This window comes from Ensifer sp., assembly GCF_035999185.1.
Taxonomy (GTDB): Bacteria; Pseudomonadota; Alphaproteobacteria; order Rhizobiales; family Rhizobiaceae; genus Ensifer.
Genome location: NZ_DASYHB010000167.1, coordinates 17,665 through 35,401, shown reverse-complemented (window position 1 = coordinate 35,401; position 17,737 = coordinate 17,665). Strand labels below are relative to the sequence as shown.

General features: G+C 62.8%; 15 protein-coding genes. 6 read left to right on the top strand and 9 right to left on the bottom strand.

Annotation, left to right across the window (positions count from 1 at the left end; translation table 11 throughout):
* Positions 1–76: 76 nt before the first annotated feature.
* Positions 77–943, bottom strand: coding sequence for an AraC family transcriptional regulator (locus VGO04_RS21110; RefSeq protein WP_327497910.1), 867 nt, complete (start codon positions 941–943; stop codon positions 77–79).
* A gap of 126 nt (positions 944–1,069) precedes the next feature.
* Here VGO04_RS21110 and VGO04_RS21105 point away from each other — a divergent pair, with 126 nt between their 5' ends.
* A complete protein-coding gene (locus tag VGO04_RS21105; RefSeq protein WP_327497909.1) occupies positions 1,070–2,002 on the top strand; it encodes a phytanoyl-CoA dioxygenase family protein in 933 nt (310 codons plus the stop codon).
* A 6-nt stretch (positions 2,003–2,008) separates the two neighbouring features.
* Here VGO04_RS21105 and VGO04_RS21100 read toward each other — a convergent pair whose 3' ends face one another.
* From VGO04_RS21100 to VGO04_RS21090, 3 genes are all read right to left on the bottom strand, one after another.
* Entirely contained in the window at positions 2,009–2,860 is an 852-nt protein-coding gene (locus VGO04_RS21100; protein WP_327497908.1) for an MOSC domain-containing protein, read from the bottom strand.
* A gap of 182 nt (positions 2,861–3,042) precedes the next feature.
* Positions 3,043–3,699, bottom strand: coding sequence for an HD domain-containing protein (locus VGO04_RS21095; RefSeq protein WP_327497907.1), 657 nt, complete (start codon positions 3,697–3,699; stop codon positions 3,043–3,045).
* Between the two features lie 9 nt (positions 3,700–3,708).
* Complete coding sequence (locus tag VGO04_RS21090) at positions 3,709–6,564, bottom strand: DUF2339 domain-containing protein (RefSeq protein ID WP_327497906.1); 2,856 nt, start codon at positions 6,562–6,564, stop codon at positions 3,709–3,711.
* A gap of 293 nt (positions 6,565–6,857) precedes the next feature.
* Here VGO04_RS21090 and VGO04_RS21085 point away from each other — a divergent pair, with 293 nt between their 5' ends.
* Positions 6,858–8,870 carry a PhoX family phosphatase gene (locus VGO04_RS21085; protein ID WP_327497905.1) on the top strand — a complete coding sequence of 671 codons (2,013 nt, stop codon included), beginning with the start codon at positions 6,858–6,860 and terminating at the stop codon, positions 8,868–8,870.
* A gap of 172 nt (positions 8,871–9,042) precedes the next feature.
* Here the strand turns inward: VGO04_RS21085 and VGO04_RS21080 are convergent, their stop codons facing one another.
* Both VGO04_RS21080 and recO read right to left on the bottom strand, forming a co-directional pair.
* Positions 9,043–9,552: a PaaI family thioesterase gene (locus tag VGO04_RS21080; protein WP_327497904.1), complete on the bottom strand. Its 510-nt coding sequence runs from the start codon at positions 9,550–9,552 to the stop codon at positions 9,043–9,045.
* 29 nt (positions 9,553–9,581) lie between these two features.
* The gene (gene recO / locus VGO04_RS21075) at positions 9,582–10,328 is read right to left on the bottom strand and encodes a DNA repair protein RecO (protein ID WP_327497903.1); all 747 of its coding nucleotides are present in this window, start codon (positions 10,326–10,328) and stop codon (positions 9,582–9,584) included.
* A 215-nt stretch (positions 10,329–10,543) separates the two neighbouring features.
* Between recO and VGO04_RS21070 the strand changes: the two genes are divergently transcribed.
* On the top strand, positions 10,544–11,287 hold the full coding sequence (locus VGO04_RS21070; protein WP_327497902.1) for a L,D-transpeptidase: 744 nt from the start codon (positions 10,544–10,546) through the stop codon (positions 11,285–11,287).
* Positions 11,288–11,386: 99 nt separating this feature from the next.
* Here the strand turns inward: VGO04_RS21070 and VGO04_RS21065 are convergent, their stop codons facing one another.
* Entirely contained in the window at positions 11,387–11,869 is a 483-nt protein-coding gene (locus VGO04_RS21065; protein WP_327497901.1) for an SRPBCC domain-containing protein, read from the bottom strand.
* A gap of 50 nt (positions 11,870–11,919) precedes the next feature.
* Between VGO04_RS21065 and VGO04_RS21060 the strand changes: the two genes are divergently transcribed.
* From VGO04_RS21060 to rkpK, 3 genes are all read left to right on the top strand, one after another.
* A complete protein-coding gene (locus VGO04_RS21060; RefSeq protein WP_327497900.1) occupies positions 11,920–12,243 on the top strand; it encodes an ArsR/SmtB family transcription factor in 324 nt (107 codons plus the stop codon).
* Between the two features lie 78 nt (positions 12,244–12,321).
* Positions 12,322–13,338, top strand: a complete 1,017-nt coding sequence (locus VGO04_RS21055) for an NAD-dependent epimerase (RefSeq protein ID WP_327497899.1) — start codon at positions 12,322–12,324, stop codon at positions 13,336–13,338.
* A 170-nt stretch (positions 13,339–13,508) separates the two neighbouring features.
* Positions 13,509–14,822: a UDP-glucose 6-dehydrogenase gene (gene rkpK, locus VGO04_RS21050; RefSeq protein ID WP_327497898.1), complete on the top strand. Its 1,314-nt coding sequence runs from the start codon at positions 13,509–13,511 to the stop codon at positions 14,820–14,822.
* Positions 14,823–14,848: 26 nt separating this feature from the next.
* Here the strand turns inward: rkpK and VGO04_RS21045 are convergent, their stop codons facing one another.
* Both VGO04_RS21045 and VGO04_RS21040 read right to left on the bottom strand, forming a co-directional pair.
* Positions 14,849–15,166, bottom strand: a complete 318-nt coding sequence (locus VGO04_RS21045; RefSeq protein ID WP_327497897.1) for a hypothetical protein — start codon at positions 15,164–15,166, stop codon at positions 14,849–14,851.
* Positions 15,167–15,373: 207 nt separating this feature from the next.
* Positions 15,374–17,683 carry a Tex family protein gene (locus VGO04_RS21040; protein ID WP_327497896.1) on the bottom strand — a complete coding sequence of 770 codons (2,310 nt, stop codon included), beginning with the start codon at positions 17,681–17,683 and terminating at the stop codon, positions 15,374–15,376.
* Between the last annotated feature and the right edge of the window lie 54 nt (positions 17,684–17,737).

The window sequence follows — 17,737 nt, the reverse complement described above, 5'->3', positions numbered from 1 at the left end:
CGGCATCCTATGCGGCAGCTAAAACAGATAAAAGCCAATTAAATTGACGCCGCGATCACCGGAATTGATGCCGCACTCACGCTGCACCGCGGAAGCGGTTGCGGAATTGCCGGGGCGTCATGCCCTTCACCGCCTTGAACTGGCGATTGAAGTTGGCAAGCGAGCGATAGCCGACTGCATCGGCGATATGCGCAATCGATCGCCCCGAGCCACTGAGCAGCGCGCAGGCTTCGCCAATCCTCAGCCGCATCAGATATTCGGAAACCGGCATGTCGAGATGGCGCAGGAACAACCGGTGCAGGCCGGAAAGACTGAGTGCCGCGAGATCCGCGAGCCCCTCCATGGAAGGGCTTTCGGCATAGTGAAGATGAATGTGATCAAGCACCCGGTCGAGCCGGCCGCGGTCGACACTACGGCCTGACGGCATCACCACGCGGCTCGACAGCGGCAGCACCTCGCGCTCGCGTGCAAGGATCGTCAGCAGCGAAAGCACATCGGGAAGACGCTCTTCCGGCGGCAGCGTCCGCAGGCCTTCAAAGATCGGTCGAACCCGCGCGGCGACCTCACTCGAAAACTGCAAGCCTGGCGCGGAACGCCCAAACATCGCTTTCACGCCGGAGAGTTCGACGAACCCCTCGTCTAGGCGCTCCACCCAATCAGGATGGAACCAGAGCACCAGGGCCACGTGCGGCGCTGCCTCGTTGCGTTTGCCTTGGGAATGCCAGGTGTGCGGCAGGTTGGAGCCGACGAGCACAAGATCGTCGTCATCATAGGTGCCGATGTGGTCGCCGATGAAACGCTGGCCCCTCGAATTGAGCGTCAGCGTCAGCTCGAACTCCGGATGGTGATGCCACTGAAACGGGATGGCGTCGTCGAGGCGGCGGTCGAGCAGGATCGATGAGGCGTTTGTTGCGCGCGGGATCTTCTGCAGAACGGCCTTCATGTTGCACAACTCCGGCTCACAACGCCAGAATAGTATCAGTCTTGGCTTGCCGGATGCAACATGTCGCTGATCCAGGCGCTAGGCTTTCTCCATCGACACAGAACCATTCAAGGCGAGGAGACATCGATGCAGGCGCTGAGAGACAGCCATCCGACGGCAACCAATCTCGACATGCAACTGAAGGACATTCACAAGCGGCTGCCTTTGCGGGTGCTTTCGGAAGCGGACTGGCAGCACTGGATCACCAAAGGCTACGTCATCGTGCGCCAGGCGGTGCCGCCGGCCAATGTCGAGCGTCTCGTCGACCTGCTCTGGCGCTTCGACGAGAAAGATCCGACCGATCCTTCGACCTGGTACGCGCCACAGCGGCGCGAACACAAGATGAAGGAGCTCAACAACACCGGCATGCTGGAGATCTACAACCACCAGTATCTCTGGGACAACCGGCAGGAGACGCGCATCTACGGTGCCTTCGTCGATATCTGGGACCGCGAAGACCTGTGGGTGACGATCGACCGCGCCAATCTCAATCCGCCCAAGAAGATCAGGGGCAACCCCAACGGGTTCATCCATTGGGATGTCGATACCTCGATCCGGCCGCCTCCGATCGGCGTTCAGGGGGTACTGAGCCTGAAGAAGCAGGACGGCGACGTCGGCGGCTTCCAGTGCGTGCCCGAGCTGTTCGAAAACTTCGAGGCCTGGGAGAAGACCCAACCGGCCGATCGCGACCCGATGCACCCGGACATGTCAGGACTTTCCGCCGTCAACATCGAGATGGAGGCAGGTGACCTCTTGATCTTCAACAGCCTGCTTGCCCATGGCGTACGTCCCAACCACTCCGACGGGCGCGTGCGGATGGCGCAATACATTTCGATGCATCCGGCGGAATGGGACAATGTCGCCGAACGGGAAGAGCGGGTGCGGCTGTGGCGCGAGCTCGATCACCCGAAGCGCGACGCCTTCCCCGGCGATCCGCGTGACTGGGAGAAGCACTACGCGACCCCTGCCAGTCTTTCCGATCTCGGCGCAAAGCTGCTCGGCATTTCGCCCTGGGCTTGAGACTTCTCAAGCCGAAGCGCGCACTTTCATCGGCCAGCGCTCGCCGCGCCGGCCGATGACCTTGACCTCGTCGCCGAGCCGCACGGTACCGGCGTTGCGCGGCACCGCGTTCCAACCGAAGAGGACGCCGGGCACACGGCGGTCGGCCGACATGCGCTTTTCGGCAAGCCCCTGGATCGGATTGCCGCCGATGCGCTCGCCGGTGATCTGGTCCTGCGTCGTCATTATGCAGCGGGCGCAGGGTTTGACGAGATCGAAGGTGATGCCGCCGACTTCCACGCTTTCCCAGAAATCCTCCTCCCAGGCGTCGTCGCAATCGACGAGGATGTTGGTGCGGAAGCGATCCATGCCGACCGGCTCCTGGCCCTTGTCGGCGAGCGTGCGGTTGAGGTCGGCGAGCGAACCGGTCGTGGTGATCAGGATCGGGAAGCCATCTGCAAAACCAACGGGCGCTGCTGATCCGGCCCAGTCGGCACCGACCAGCCGTTCGGCCGTTGCATCCATATGCGCGAGTTTGACCGGACGCCCGAACCAGGCGGACAAGGTCTCGTTTGCCGCGTCGTCGGACACGGCGGCATCGACTTCGCTTCCCCAGACGACGACGTTGAGGCGACGATCCGGGTCGAAGCGGACGGAAACCTCGTCCGCGCCCTTCTTCAAATGCACGCCGCCGTCGATGTGTGTAGCCTCGACCTGGGCCAATGGCTGCAATTCGCGCTGGGTGATGAAGCGCCCGTCGGGTTCGACCAGCATGAAGCGCCGATCACCTTCGAAGCCGTCAAGATTGACGACAACCGCCTCGCGGGCAATCGCGCGACCACTTTTCAGCGGATGGATGTTGAGACCGGTCACCTTCATGGGCAATTCCTTCGTCCTAAGAAACTGATTCAGGCGCCTGACGATCTGATTCACCAGGCGACGACAATCCTTTGAAAGGCCTAGATCATTTCTCTGTTTGATGGAAACGGAGAAATGTTCCGGTGCAATCCGCACGCAGCCATGCCGCGCAGAAAAACACGTCCTCTTTTCCTGGCACGGCTCTAGATTTCATCCAGCATCATGGCCAGCACGTCGCGCAGCCGCTGTTCCCGCTCGGTGGCGAGATGACGCCCTGCCCCGGTCTTGAACCCGTCGGCAAGCCGGAACAGCTTGGTCTCGAAATGGTCGATGGCAAATGCCTTGTCGTCGAGTTCCCGCGCCTCGGCCAGCGGATCAAGCGGGTCATAGAGACCGCTGCCCATACGCCCGGCGATGTAGAAGCACCGGGCAGCCCCCACCATGCCGATCGCATCCAACCGATCGGCGTCCTGGAGGATCTTCGCCTCGAGTGTCTCCGGCGGAATGTTGGCCGAGAAACTGTGGGTGAGGATCGCGTGGGCAACCGATGCGATTTGCGCGGCGTCCCAGCCGAGGTCCTTCAGGATTTCCGTGGCCTTTTCTGCCGCCAGCCGTGATGCTTCCTTGCGCAGCGGAGAATTCTTCTCGACCGAAACGCAGTCGTGCAGCAGGACCGCCGCGGCGAGCGTGCGCGGATCACCACCCTCCTCTGCGTGGATGCGTGCTGAGTTCTTCCAGACGCGGATCAGGTGCGCCGCATCATGCGAGCCGTCATCGGCGGCAAAGGCGTGCGGCAAGAGCGCGGCCGCGAGCTCCTCATGCGGCGCAAAGGCGGCCGCCAGTTTCGAGTAATGTGTCACCGAGATGTCCTATGGCTGTTCGGCCGGGGTCGCAGGCGCTGGCGGCGCAGCACCCACCCCGGAGAGAATCTTCTGATAGAAGAGACCGATGCCGATCAATACACCGCCAAGGCCGATGAAGGACAGTGCCCGCAGGAAGCCTTCGAGGTTGGACATGTCGATCAGGAACACCTTCAGCACGGCAACGAAGACCAGCACCGCAGAGGCGATACGGATGCTTTTTGCCTGGAAGCGCGAGCCGAGCACCAGCATAAGCACGCCGAGCAACAGCCAGACGACCGAGTAGGTGTAGGTTTCGCCCTGCAGGAAACCCTTCCAGTCCGCGATATTCTCGCCCTGCCAGGCGCGACGCACCGAAAGGCTTGCCCAGGCGAAGGCGAGCACGGCGCCACTGACGGCAAGCGCCATGACATAGGGGAGCGGCCGCTTGTCTCGGGCATACCAGGCCAAGCCGGCGTAACCGAGCCCCGGCAGCAGGTAGCCAATCAACAGCAGATCGAAGAACGGGATGCGTCCGAGAAGCTCACCGCTGAAATAGGGATTGAGCCCGAAGAGATGTGCCGACAGCACCGAGAGCATCGAGAGTACGCCGAGACCCATGCCACCGTAACGGAAGACCGGGCTCGGCGATTTCAGGTCGAGGCTGAGGAAGATCGCCGAGGCGCCGATGGCCAGCAGCGTGTAGATCGACTGCTCGCCAAGCGTCGGCACCGAACTGTCGAGCACGCCTCCGTTCATGGCATGGCGCACGAGGATCGCGAGCGTCAAAAGAACGAAGAGGCTCGCAAGTGCCTGCAGGAGGTTGCGCACGCGCGTGTCCGGCCAGGAGCGAAGGAAATAGGCGGAACCCGCAAGCAGTGCCGCCGGAATGCCGTAGCCCGGTAGCAATGCATTGAAGACCGGGGTCGTGCCCAGATTGCCGGCGCCGACGATCGTTGGCTCCCAGGCGATACGCCCGAGCACGACGATCGCTGCCGCGCCCGTGATCCAGGGGAGGATCGGCCAGGCACGGATCCGCGTTGCTGCGGCGTAGGCCGCGCCGAGCACCGCGATTGCAAGCGTGGTTGCGAGCCCGTCAGTCCAGGCGTGAAGCATGAGGACGAATTGCGCGAAAGATCCGGCGACCAGCAGACCGGCCGCCATATCGATCGTCCGGGCTTCACCATCGCGCCGGTAGAGCCAATCGGCAAGGGCGAGCAAGGAGGCCCCCGCGACCAACGAGAATAGTCCGTGCGGCAGGTCGAAGGCATAATTGCCCGTCATCAGAAACGACATTGAAATTAGCGCGAAAGGCACGGCCGCAGCGATGCCGCCCCAGAGCGTCGCATATTGAGCATGGCTGTGGAGGCGGCGCGCCAAAGCGAACCCGCCGAGGGCCACGAAAAGCGCCGCAAGCAACATCGCCGTGATCATGGCTGTCCGGCCAGGAATGACGATAGCCGGCAGAGCGTTGGCAAGTGAAGGATCGAGATAGGCAAGCACACCGCTAAGCGCCGTCAGGCTCCAGACACCGGCAACCGCGCCGACCGCGGACAGGAGGGCGGGATAGACGGCGGTCGGCCGCAGTGCTCCCAGGATTGCCAGTCCGGCGATGACGACCGCAAACTCGGTTACGGGATAGCTGATCGCGGTAACGGCCGGGCTGATCAACAGAAGCGCCAACACGGTGACGACGATGGCGGCGGAAATGGAGATCGCCGCATGCGGCGGGATGAACAGGCGTTCCCATGGTCCGGCGACGGCGCGGGGCCGCGCAATCACACCAGCCGCCTCGGGCGTCGCCGATACTTCGGGCGTTTCAGGCGTTTCGACGGGCGATTCCGGTTCGATGGCTCCGGGCCAGACGAGACCGATGCCGGCGATCATGACGAGCAAGGCGAAGGCCACGGGTCGCGCCTCAAAGGGAGCAACCGCGGCAATATAGGCCAGACCCCAGAGCCCGACGCCGACATTGGCAAGCGTCGGAACCACGGTCCAGCGTCGCAGCCGCGAGGCAAAGAGGGTCGCCAGCCACACGACCGAGAGGAAGCCGAACAGCACCCAGGGGCGCGGCTCGCTGCTGGACACCAGCGCCGGCGTGAGCAATGAGGCAAGCAGGCCGAGACCGGCCAGCGCCTGCCCGTGCAGCAGCGACAGCCCGACGGTCGCCAGCGAAATCGCGGCAAGGAGAATGAAGGCGGTGCCGGTGCCGATGTAGCCGTAGATACCGTGCGCAGCATAGGCGACGCCAAACAGTGTCACCGCGCCGGCGGCCGTCAGGATGCCGGGGATCATCGCGTTCTGGAACTCGTTGGCGATAACAGGCACGGCGCGCCTGCGGATAATATCGCCGGCACCCGCCAGCAGAAGCCCGAACAGCGCAGCCAGCGTCAGCCGCACCGCCGGGCTGAGGAGCCCGGCATCGATCGAGTACTTGACCATGAAGACGCCGCCGAGCGCCAGCGCAACGCCGCCGACCCACACTGCCCAGCGTGCGCCGAGACGGCTTTCCAGGCTCTCGGCCTGCCGGGGGGCGGCGGCGACCGGAAGCGGTTGCTCGGTAGGTGCGGCAACGGCCTCGTCGCCCTCGACTTCGTCCGTCGCGGTCTGCGCGTCGCCGAAAATCCGCGCTCCCTCCCGGGCACTCGCCGACAAGGCAATCGCTGGATCAGCATCCGTCACCGGCGCGGCCTGAAGTTCGGCCGCTGCCACAGGCTCCTCTGTTGCTGCTTCGGCTTGAGTGCGTTCACTCAGCGGCACCTTCAGCGCCGCGACTTCCGCCTTCAATGCAGTCAGCTCCGCACTCAGCCGCTCGGCCGTCCTACGGCCGCTGGCGAATGCGGAAAGAGCCAGAATAAAAGCAACAAAGGCAAAGAGTTCGAACATGTTTTCCCCTGACGGTCGCACTGGCGTGCTCGGCGCAACCATACAAACTTTTGCGCACTCGCCAAATCTTTACAGCGCCGCGCGACTTATCACGGGCGCAAAGGTCGCTGCAGCACCCTGAAATGCTACATGTTTCCTGAAACAGATGGATTTCAGGAAACATGCAGTAGACGTTCAAGCGCTGCAATCTCTTCACGGAATTGTCGCAGAACTGTCACCGGGCAGCTGATACAGGCGGATGAGCACCGTGGCGCGCCCGCGGTGGTTTCCACGTTCAACCAGGAGAGCCGACCATGGACACGCACCTCGGACCGACCGAAGAAACCGAATTCAAGACGCTGACGGAGCGCAGGGAAGAGCTGGAAGACGTCGGCCAGAACTGTTCCACCAATCCGACGATGGGCGACATCATCCATCGCCGGTTCTCGCGCCGCTCCTTCATCGGCGGGTCGCTGGCGGTTGCTGCCATCTCCACCACCGTCAGCCCGCTCGCACTACTGACCGCTGAAGAAGCACGCGCCGAGGAAGGCTCGCGCTTCGACTTCACCGAGATCGAAGCCGGCATCGACGAAAAGCACCACGTGGCCGAAGGCTATGACGCCGACGTGCTTTTGCGCTGGGGCGACAAGATCTTCGCCGACAGCCCGGATTTCGACCCGAAGAACCAGACCGCCGCCGCCCAGGAAAAGCTGTTTGGCTACAACAACGACTATGTCGGCTTCATCCCGCTCGACGGCAGCGCCGATCACGGCCTGCTTGTCGTCAACCACGAGTACACCAACGCCGAACTGATGTTCCCGGCCTTCGCCTCCGTGGTGAAGGAAAAGGTGACCAAGGACGGCAAGGAGGTCGAGGAAGAAAAGGTCGTTCTCGGCGAATACACCAAGGAGCTGGTCGACATCGAAATGGCGGCGCACGGCGGCACCATCATCGAAATCCGCAAGGTCGACGGCAAATGGCAGCCGGTGCTTGACGGCAAGTACAACCGCCGCATCACCGCCAACACCGAGATGCAGGTCACGGGTCCGGCCGCCGGCCACGACCGTCTGAAGACGCCGTCGGACCCGACCGGCAGACGCGTGTTCGGCACGATCAACAACTGCGCTGGCGGCGTTACCGCCTGGGGCACTTACATGATGGCCGAGGAGAACTTCAACGGCTATTTCGGCGGCGAACTCGCCGAGGATCATCCGGAATACAAGCAGCTGAAGCGCCTTGGCGCGCCGGGCGGCCAGTACGAATGGGCATCCTTCTACGACCGCTTCGACGTCTCCAAGGAGCCGACCGAGCCCAACCGCTTCGGCTGGATCGTCGAGGTCGACGCGCTCGACCCGACCTCGGTGCCGAAGAAGCGCACCGCACTTGGCCGCTACAAGCACGAGGGCTGCGAATCGATCGTCAACAAGGACGGCCGCGTCGTGCTCTATTCCGGCGACGACGAGCGCTACGACTATGTCTACAAATTCGTGACCAAGGGCACCTTCAACGCCAACGATCGCGTCGCCAACATGGACCTCTTCGACGAAGGCACGCTCTATGTGGCCAAGTTCGACGAGGATGGCACCGTCACCTGGATGCCCCTCACCCACGGCGAAGGGCCGCTGACCGAAGCCAACGGCTTTGCCTCGCAGGCCGACGTCTTGATCAACACACGTCTTGCAGCCGACGCGCTCGGCGCCACCAAGATGGACCGCCCGGAAGACATCCAGCCGAACCCGAAGTCGGGCAAGGTCTATGTCATGCTGACCAACAACACCAAGCGTAAGGCCGACGAAGTCGACGCCGCCAACCCGCGCGCCAAGAATGCCTTCGGCCATATCGTCGAAATCAGCGAGACCGATGGCGACTTCGCCTCGCTGAAGAGCCGCTGGGACGTGCTTTTGAAGTGCGGCGATCCGGGTGTTGCCGAAGTCGGTGCCTCGTTCTCGACGGCGACAACCAAGAACGGCTGGTTCGGCATGCCCGACAATTGCGCGATCGACGCCGACGGCCGTCTCTGGGTCGCGACCGATGGCAACAACGAGAAGGATACAGGTCGCACCGACGGCATCTGGGCGATCGACACGGACGGCACGGCCCGCGGCACCTCCAAGCTCTTCTTCCGCGTGCCTGTTGGCGCCGAGATGTGCGGTCCCTGCTTCAACCCGACGTCGGACACCTTCTTCCTGGCCGTCCAGCATCCGGGCGACGCCGGCCTTGCCACCTACGAGACGCCGGCAACCCGCTGGCCGGACTTCAAGGACGACATGCCGGTACGCCCGGCCGTCGTTGCCGTGACCAAGCAGGGTGGCGGCCGCATCGGCTGACAAGAGCTGCGATTGACGAGAAGACCGCCGCGCGCAACGCGCGGCGTTTTCGTTCCGGCGTTGGTTTTCGTGCCGCAACTCCGGACGGAAAACCGCTTCGCACTTTTCCTGGAATTGTTTTTCATGCCGCTATTCCGGACGGAGAACCGCTTTGCACTTTTCCTGGAATTGCTTAGCGCCGCAGATTGTCGATCGGAAAGATCGCGCAGGTCTCGGTGCCATGCGCCAGCAGCTTGCCGTTGCCGTCGCGCAGCCAGGCCTCGGAGGTTGCGATGGTGCGGCCGCGATGGACGATACGGCCCTCGCAGAAAACTTCGCCCATGTCTGGCAGCAGCGGGCGCACGAGGTTCACCTTGAACTCGACCGTCGTATAGGCTTCGCCGGGCTTCACCGTGGTGAAAACCGCACAGCCGAGCGCGGAGTCCATGATCGTCGCCGTCCATCCGCCATGAACCGTTCCAAGCGGGTTGAGATGTTCCTCGGTCGGCAGACCTCTAAAGACCACCCGGCCCTCCTCCACCTCCGCAAGCCCGAACTTCAGCGTCGCCGACATCGGTGGTGCCGGTAGTTCGCCGCTCATCAGGTCCTGCATCGCCTTGAGACCGCCATCACGGGCAACACGATCAAGCGAGAGCACACCGATGCCTGACACAGGCATGCCGGGATAAAGCTCTTGAACCATCTGAAACTCCTGAAACATTTTTCCTGGGGTCAGGCGGCCGAGGCTTGGGCTTTCAACGCCTTGAGCGCCGCATGCACGAAGCCGTCGCGGGCAGAAGAGACGTCGAGACCACGCGGCTCGTAGACATGACGGTGAAGAAAGAAGGCGGTCAAACGAAAGGCGGACGCAAGGCTGTCATGGTCTGCGGCCTGCCGTGCTTCGGTTGAAAGGAAGCCCGGCAACGCCAGCATGCGCTCGGCATAACGCTCCCCCGCCGAGCGGCATACGGCCCTGCCCGATTTCGGCGAGACATAGACGAGGTCCGTGCGGACACCTGTCGCCACGCATTCGCTGAGGTCGAGGCCGAAGCCGAGATCGTTGAGGACAGCGAGTTCGAAGCGTACGAACAATTCGCCGGCATCGGCGGGATCCGCGAGGTGATCGACGATCACGGTGAGCGCTTCGTAGAGATGCGGATGCGGGTCGCGCTCGGGAAGCAGACGCAGGAGTGCGCCCAGCGCCTGGATGCCATAAACCGATGTCGCGGTTTCCATCAGCCGGGCGGCGCGCAATTCGACGGGCTCGATCCTGAACTCGCCCAAATGCTCATCAAGCCGAGCGCGCCAGGTGACTTCAACCGTATTGCCCGGCTGCAGCACCGGCTGCATGGCGCGCGACCGTCCCGATCGCACCATGCCGAGGTGCCGGCCGTGGGCAGCACTCATGACTTCGACGATGACCGAGCTTTCGCCGTGTCGCCGAACCCCGAGAATGATGGCCTGATCGTTCCATTGCATGCACATGGAATACACCCGCGACGGAAATCGGATCAAGCGATGTTGCGAGCGCAAGCGTGACGCCGTCGAGTGTCGCCATTCGGCCACACTCGCTGGTTGCCTCATTTGCGACATGCTGTCGCCGCCCGGACGCCGTCTTTGACATTAGAACGGAAGAGCGGCAAAAGCCGTGCCTCCCGCCCAAAATGACAATCAGCAGGATAATAAACTTCATTATGTGTGTGTCCCGGAACAGCGCCGGCCGCTTGGCGCAGCTCTTCGCCCTTCTTCTCGCCACCTCGACGCTCGCGAGCTGCGTCACCACCTCGGGGCCGGCCAAGCCGAAGGGACCGGATCCATACTATGTGGCGATGTACGGGGCGCTTCCGAACGAAAAGTACCCGCTCGATGCCATCGACATCAGCAAGGTGGACAAGCGCTATCTGCGCCAGCAGGTTGCCTACCAGACGCACGAGCCGCCGGGCACGATCGTCATCGATACACAGAACCGCTTCCTCTATCTGGTTCAGGACGGTGGCATGGCCATGCGCTACGGCATCGGCGTCGGCAAGGCCGGCCTCGAGTTCGAAGGCGAGGCACGCATTGCCCGCAAGGCCGAGTGGCCGCGCTGGACACCGACGCAAAGCATGGTCGAGCGCGAACCGGAGCGCTACGGCCCGCTTGCCGGCGGCATGGAGCCGGGTGTGCGCAACCCGCTCGGTCCGCGCGCGCTCTATCTCTTCCAGGGCAATCGCGACACGCTGTTCCGCATCCACGGCACCACCGAGGCCTGGTCGATCGGCAAGGCTGTGTCGAGCGGCTGTATCCGCCTCTTCAACCCCGACATCATCGATCTCTACAGCCGCGTGCCGATCGATTCGCGCGTCGTCGTGTTACAGGCCGAAGCGCCGTTGAGCGAGCCGGCCGGGGGTGTTCCGATGGCAAGCGTCGGCAATGGCGGCTTGCCGCCGGCCTATTGATCGTTCAAGCCGGATGCCGGACGTCCATGGGGTCTCCGGCATCCGCACGCATTTCCCCGGCGCTCGCCCCGGACGCGCCGGCAGTCTTTGCGTGTCAGGTCAGCCTTGCGGCTCGAGCGCCGGCTTGCCCGAAAGCTCGCTCACGTAATAGCCCTGGCGCAGGTTGATGCCGTGCTCCAGCCACGCCTTCATGCAGGCCAGCATCTGCGACCAACCCTCGCAGTTGATGTAGGAGCTCTTCTGCCCCTGCTCGTTCTCGTGCCAGCCGCTCTCGGCAATTGTCACCATGGTGGCGCCGTCGTCGAGCGATTGAAAGCGCATCTCCACCCGCGTCTTGTAGGGCGCCTCTCCCTTGGCGACCATGGCGTCCCAGCGAAAGACGACGCGCTCGTTGGCGGCAACCTCCTCCACCATGATCGGCACTTCGCCCCACCAGGTCACGGTGGTGCCAGCAACCAGTGGCCCGCTGATACCGCCGAGCGTCACGAAGTAGCGACTGAGCTGGTCGGGATTGACGACGGCATCGAAAACCTCAGCGACGGGGCGATCAATCCGTCCGTTCACACGGAATTCGAAGGGCATGGCGTGGTCCTCCTATTGAATCCGCACAAGGTATGTTATAAAAACATAACATGTCAACCGATTCGAAAGACGACCTCGTTTTCAAGGCGCTCGCCAACGGTCTTCGCCGTCAGATGCTCGACGCCATGAAGCTTGCCCCGCAGACGACCGGCATGCTGTGCGAACGGTTCGACAGCCTCGACCGCTGCACCGTCATGCAGCACCTCAAGGTGTTGGAGGAGGCGGAACTCGTGCTTGTGCGCCGCGAGGGGCGCGAACGCTGGAACCATTTGAACGCATTGCCTATTCAGACGATCCACGATCGCTGGATCAGCCAGTATGCCGGCCATGCGATGTCGATCCTGTCTGCCCTTAAACAGGACCTCGAGCGGTAACCAGACGAACGGTTTCGACTTTCAATCAATCCGCTTTCTTCGTATGAACGGCCGGTACACCAACGTGAGGACATCGTCGTGCGCTACCTCATCACCGGCACTGCTGGCTTTATTGGCTTTCATCTCGCCAAGCGGCTGACCGACGAAGGGCATTTCGTGGTCGGGTTTGACGGCATGACCCCCTACTACGACGTGACATTGAAGGAGCGGCGGCACGCGATCCTCGCCCGTTCGAACGGCTTCAAGGCCGTCGTCGGCATGCTTGAGGACAGAGACGCGCTTCGCCACGCCGCCGATCTGGCCGAACCTGAGGTCATCATCCACCTCGCCGCCCAGGCCGGCGTGCGCTACAGCCTCGAAAACCCGAAGGCGTACATCGATTCCAACCTGGTCGGCTCCTGGAACGTCCTGGATTTGGCACGGGAACTGAGCCCAAAGCACCTGATGCTCGCCTCGACCTCCTCGATCTATGGAGCGAACGAGAAGGTTCCCTTTGCCGAGACCGATCGCTCCGACGAACCGATGACGCTCTACGCTGCCACCAAGAAGTCTATGGAGCTGATGGCGCACAGCTATGCCCATCTCTACAAGGTGCCAACGACCGCGTTCCGCTTCTTCACGGTCTACGGTCCCTGGGGGCGGCCCGACATGGCGCTGTTCAAATTCGTCGATGCCATTCACAAGGGGCAGCCGATCGACATCTATGGCGAAGGCCGCATGAGCCGCGACTTCACCTATATCGACGACCTCGTGGAGGGCATTCTGCGTCTTTCTCATGTGGCGCCGGCAGAAGAAAACCGCGTGCCAGCTGACAAGGCCGAAGACACGCTCTCGCGCCAGGGGCCGTACCGGGTCGTCAATGTCGGCGGTGGTCAGCCGGTTGCGCTGATGACCTTTGTCGAAACGGTGGAAAAAGCCGTCGGCAAGCCGGCAGTGCGCAACATGCTGCCGATGCAGCAGGGCGACGTGCCGCGCACCTTTGCCTCACCCGACCTGCTGGAAGCCTTGACCGAGTTCAAGCCCTCCATACCCGTCGAAGAGGGCGTCGCGCGCTTTGCCGCCTGGTACAAGGAATACTTCGGCACGAGCCAGTGACCGGATTACCCGTTACCCCGAACTGATTACTCTGCTTTGGCGACTGCTTGTTTTATCCGCAGTCGGGCATAAATGGGTGTGAACCTGAAGCGCATAAGCAATTGCAAAAATACGCATTTGCACGTTCTATGAACTGAACTCGCGATGGAACACAACAAGGGAAAGAGCCTATGAAAATCACGATGATCGGCGCCGGCTATGTTGGCCTTGTTTCCGGCGTATGTTTTGCGGATTTCGGTCATGACGTCGTTTGTCTCGACAAGGATGAGAGCAAGATCGACGCATTGATGAAGGGACGCATTCCGATCTTCGAACCGGGCCTCGACCACCTGGTTGCGAGCAACGTCGCTTCGGGCCGGCTGACCTTCACGACCGATCTCGTTGCCGCTGTCGCCGACAGCGACGTCATCTTCATCGCGGTCGGCACCCCGTCGCGGCGTGGCGATGGTCATGCGGACCTCTCCTATGTCCATGCCGCTGCGCGCGAGATTGCCGAGAACCTCAAGGGCTTCACCGTGATCGTGACGAAATCGACGGTTCCGGTCGGTACCGGCGACGAGGTCGAGCGCATTATCCGCGAGGCCAACCCGGACGCCGACTTCGCCGTCGTCTCCAATCCGGAGTTCCTGCGCGAGGGTGCGGCGATCGAAGACTTCAAGCGACCGGACCGCATCGTCATCGGACTTGCCGACGACGATACACGGGCGCGCAACGTCATGACCGAGGTTTACCGTCCGCTCTATCTCAACCAGTCACCGCTCGTCTTCACCTCTCGTCGTACCTCGGAACTGATCAAGTATGCCGGCAACGCATTCCTGGCGATGAAGATCACCTTCATCAACGAGATGGCCGACCTTTGCGAGCGCGTCGGCGCCAATGTCCAGGATGTCGCCCGCGGCATCGGCCTCGACGGTCGCATCGGCTCGAAGTTCCTGCATGCCGGCCCGGGCTATGGTGGGTCGTGCTTCCCGAAGGACACCCTGGCGCTGGTCAAGACCGCGCAGGATCACGACAGCCCCGTGCGGCTGGTGGAGACAACGGTTGCCGTTAACGACAACCGCAAGCGGGCGATGGGACGCAAGGTGATCGCCGCCACCGGTGGCGACGTGCGCGGCCGAAAGATCGCGATCCTTGGCCTTACCTTCAAGCCGAACACGGACGACATGCGCGACAGCCCGGCAATCGCGATCGTGCAGACGCTCAAGGACGCCGGTGCTCACGTTGTCGGCTACGATCCCGAGGGCATGGAGAACGCCAAGAAGATAATCGATGGCATCGACTATGCCGGCGATCCCTATGAGGCCGCCAACGAGGCCGATGCCCTGGTGATCGTCACGGAATGGAACGAGTTCCGCGCGCTTGATTTCCGCCGGCTGAAGACCGTGATGAAGACGCCCGTTCTCGTCGACCTTCGCAACATCTATCGCCAGGACGAGGTCGTGAAGCACGGCTTTACCTATTCCAGCGTTGGCCGGTCCCAGTAAGGGCCGGCAACCCGTCGCGGTGCGCACTACGCTTTTGGTATCGGCAGCACCGGCAGGGATTCCCAACTCTTGCCGGCGAGGATGACGCAGCTTCGGCCGTTCACATCGGTAACGATCAACGTCCAGCTGCCGTTGTCGGCTGCGTAGATCTCCATGATCGCCTGCGGATTGATCTGAGCGGTCGCAGCAGGTTTCTCCCGATACTGCCGCGCCAGAAACTCGATCACCTCGGATCGGTCGGCGCAATTGAGGGGGGCCTGCGAAACTGCCGGGACGGGGCGCGCCGTCACACCGGCCGCCATAAGTGCGGCCAGCGCGAGGCCGCGGATCGCCTTGCGAACCATGACGCAACTCCTTTCACCGGACGCCCGGCGGAGGAATTTTCCGCTGATCTTTCCGCCGGCGACCGGCTGCTACATCGGCAATGCGCGCACGACACAATGCGCATGCCGCCATGGGAGCAGTATGGTGGAAAGGCCTGATTATTACAATTATCTAATTTATAAAGCATGCCACCGGGGCGCTTGCCGCGCCCGCGGTGGAATTTCGCCTCACTTGCGCTTCATCGCTTCCATCAAGGCCGCACCGAAGGCACCCTGGGAGGGCTGTTGCTGAGGCTTCTGCTGGCGCATCGGCGCACCACGATTGCCGCCCGGAGGCGTGCTCGCCCGCGCTTCGCGGCTTGACTCAGCGCCACCATCCTTACGCATGGTGAGGCCGATCCGCTTGCGGGGAACATCCACCTCGGTGACGCGAACCGTCACCACATCCCCCGCTTTGACGACTTCGTGCGGATCCTTGACGAAACGATCGGCAAGCTGGGACACGTGGACGAGCCCGTCCTGATGCACGCCGATATCGACGAAGGCGCCGAAGGCTGCGACATTGGTGACCGTTCCTTCGAGCTGCATGCCGACCTTCAGATCCTTGATGTCGTCGACACCCTCGGCGAAGGTTGCGGTCTTGAAACTCGGGCGCGGATCGCGACCGGGCTTCTCGAGTTCCGCGAGGATGTCCTTGACCGTCGGCAAGCCGAAGCGTTCGTCGACGAAGGTCTTCGGGTCGAGCTTCTTCAGTGCAACGCTGTCACCCATGAGGGCACGAACGTCGCGGCCACAGGCGGCAACGATCTTCTTGGCCACGCCATAGGCTTCCGGGTGGACAGAGGAGGCATCGAGCGGCTCCTTGCCATCAGGAATGCGCAGGAAGCCCGCGCACTGTTCGAAGGTGCGCGCGCCGAGCCGGGGCACCTTCAACAGTTCCTTGCGGCTTGCGAAGGGTCCGGTCGCATCGCGATGCGCAACGATCGCTTCGGCCGACGATTTCCCGAGACCGGAAACACGGGCCAGCAGCGGTGCCGAAGCGGTGTTGACGTCGACGCCAACGGCGTTCACCGCGTCTTCGACGACCGCATCCAGCGAGCGACTGAGCTTCGACTGGTCGACGTCGTGCTGGTACTGGCCAACGCCAATCGATTTTGGCTCGATCTTCACGAGCTCGGCCAGCGGGTCCTGCAAGCGGCGGGCGATCGAGACCGCGCCGCGCAGCGAAACGTCGAGGCCCGGGAACTCCAGGGCGGCGGTTTCGGACGCCGAATAGACGGACGCGCCCGCCTCCGAGACGATGACCTTGGTCGGCTTCGGCGCCGGCAGTTGCGCGAGCATGTCGGCAACGAGCTTTTCCGTCTCGCGGCTTCCGGTGCCATTGCCGATGGCGATCAGCTCCACCTTGTGCTTGCGCACAAGCGATGCGAGCTCGGCCTGGGTGCCGCGGATGTCGTTCTTCGGCGGGAACGGATAGACGGTGGTCGTCTCGATGAGCTTGCCCGTACCGTCGACCACGGCGACCTTGACGCCGGTGCGGATGCCCGGATCAAGCCCCATTGTTGCGCGCGACCCCGCGGGTGCGGCAAGCAGCAGATCCTTCAGATTGCGAGCAAAGACGTGGATCGCCTCTTCCTCTGCGCGCTCGCGCAGCTCGCGCATCAGATCGAGCGACAACGACATCGACAGCTTCACACGCCAGGTCCAGCCGATCATCTCGGAGAGCCATTTGTCGCCCGGGAGACTGGCTCCGACATTGTAGGCGGCCGCGATCATGCGCTCGACCGGCTTCACCGGCGAGGTATCGTCCTGGTCGACGACGATATCGACCGACAGCACCTCTTCATTCCAACCGCGCAGCATCGCGAGCGCCCGATGGCCGGGCGTGGTTGCCCAGCGCTCGGAATGGTCGAAATAGTCGGAGAACTTGGCGCCCGCCTCCTGCTTGCCATCGACGACCTTGGCACGCAGGAAGGCGGTACCCTTCATATGGTTGCGCAGGCGCCCGAGCAGGTCGGCATTTTCCGTCATGCCTTCGGCGATGATGTCGCGTGCGCCTTCAAGCGCCGCCTTCACGTCAGCCACCTCGGCGGTCAGGAACGCGGTTGCGCGATCAGCCGGCGCGACGGAGCGGTCGGCGAGGATCGCCTCGGCGAGCGGCGCGAGACCGCGCTCACGGGCGATCTCCGCCTTGGTGCGGCGCTTCGGCTTGTAAGGCAGATAGATGTCTTCAAGCTCGGCCTTGGTTTCGACCGCGGCAATCCTGGCTTCGAGGTCGTCGGTCAGCTTGCCCTGCCCGCGGATCGATTCAAGGATCGAGGCCCGGCGCGCCTCAAGCTCGCGAAGATAGGTCAGTCGCTCCGAAAGGTTGCGCAACTGCGTGTCGTCGAGCCCTCCCGTCACTTCCTTGCGGTAACGTGCGATGAACGGCACCGTGGCGCCCTCGTCGAGCAGTTCGACCGCGGCAACAACCTGAGAAGGCGTCGCCTTGATTTCGGCGGCGATGATGGCGGCGATGGGTTTTGCAGGGCTTGCCATGGGGAATTCCGTCTTTCCTGTTTGGGAGGCGACCATAAAGGCGCATGCCTTCGA

Bases quoted from the DNA above. Each gene is read 5' to 3' on its own strand.
- VGO04_RS21045 (WP_327497897.1), bottom strand. From the start codon at position 15,166: ATGGTTCGCAAGGCGATCCGCGGCCTCGCGCTGGCCGCACTTATGGCG.
- VGO04_RS21065 (WP_327497901.1), bottom strand. From the start codon at position 11,869: ATGCCCTTCGAATTCCGTGTGAACGGACGGATTGATCGCCCCGTCGCT.
- rkpK (WP_327497898.1), top strand. From the start codon at position 13,509: ATGAAAATCACGATGATCGGCGCCGGCTATGTTGGCCTTGTTTCCGGC.
- VGO04_RS21090 (WP_327497906.1), bottom strand. From the start codon at position 6,564: ATGTTCGAACTCTTTGCCTTTGTTGCTTTTATTCTGGCTCTTTCCGCA.
- VGO04_RS21110 (WP_327497910.1), bottom strand. From the start codon at position 943: ATGAAGGCCGTTCTGCAGAAGATCCCGCGCGCAACAAACGCCTCATCG.
- VGO04_RS21060 (WP_327497900.1), top strand. From the start codon at position 11,920: ATGTCAACCGATTCGAAAGACGACCTCGTTTTCAAGGCGCTCGCCAAC.
- VGO04_RS21105 (WP_327497909.1), top strand. From the start codon at position 1,070: ATGCAGGCGCTGAGAGACAGCCATCCGACGGCAACCAATCTCGACATG.
- VGO04_RS21100 (WP_327497908.1), bottom strand. From the start codon at position 2,860: ATGAAGGTGACCGGTCTCAACATCCATCCGCTGAAAAGTGGTCGCGCG.
- VGO04_RS21080 (WP_327497904.1), bottom strand. From the start codon at position 9,552: ATGGTTCAAGAGCTTTATCCCGGCATGCCTGTGTCAGGCATCGGTGTG.
- recO (WP_327497903.1), bottom strand. From the start codon at position 10,328: ATGCAATGGAACGATCAGGCCATCATTCTCGGGGTTCGGCGACACGGC.
- VGO04_RS21085 (WP_327497905.1), top strand. From the start codon at position 6,858: ATGGACACGCACCTCGGACCGACCGAAGAAACCGAATTCAAGACGCTG.
- VGO04_RS21040 (WP_327497896.1), bottom strand. From the start codon at position 17,683: ATGGCAAGCCCTGCAAAACCCATCGCCGCCATCATCGCCGCCGAAATC.
- VGO04_RS21070 (WP_327497902.1), top strand. From the start codon at position 10,544: ATGTGTGTGTCCCGGAACAGCGCCGGCCGCTTGGCGCAGCTCTTCGCC.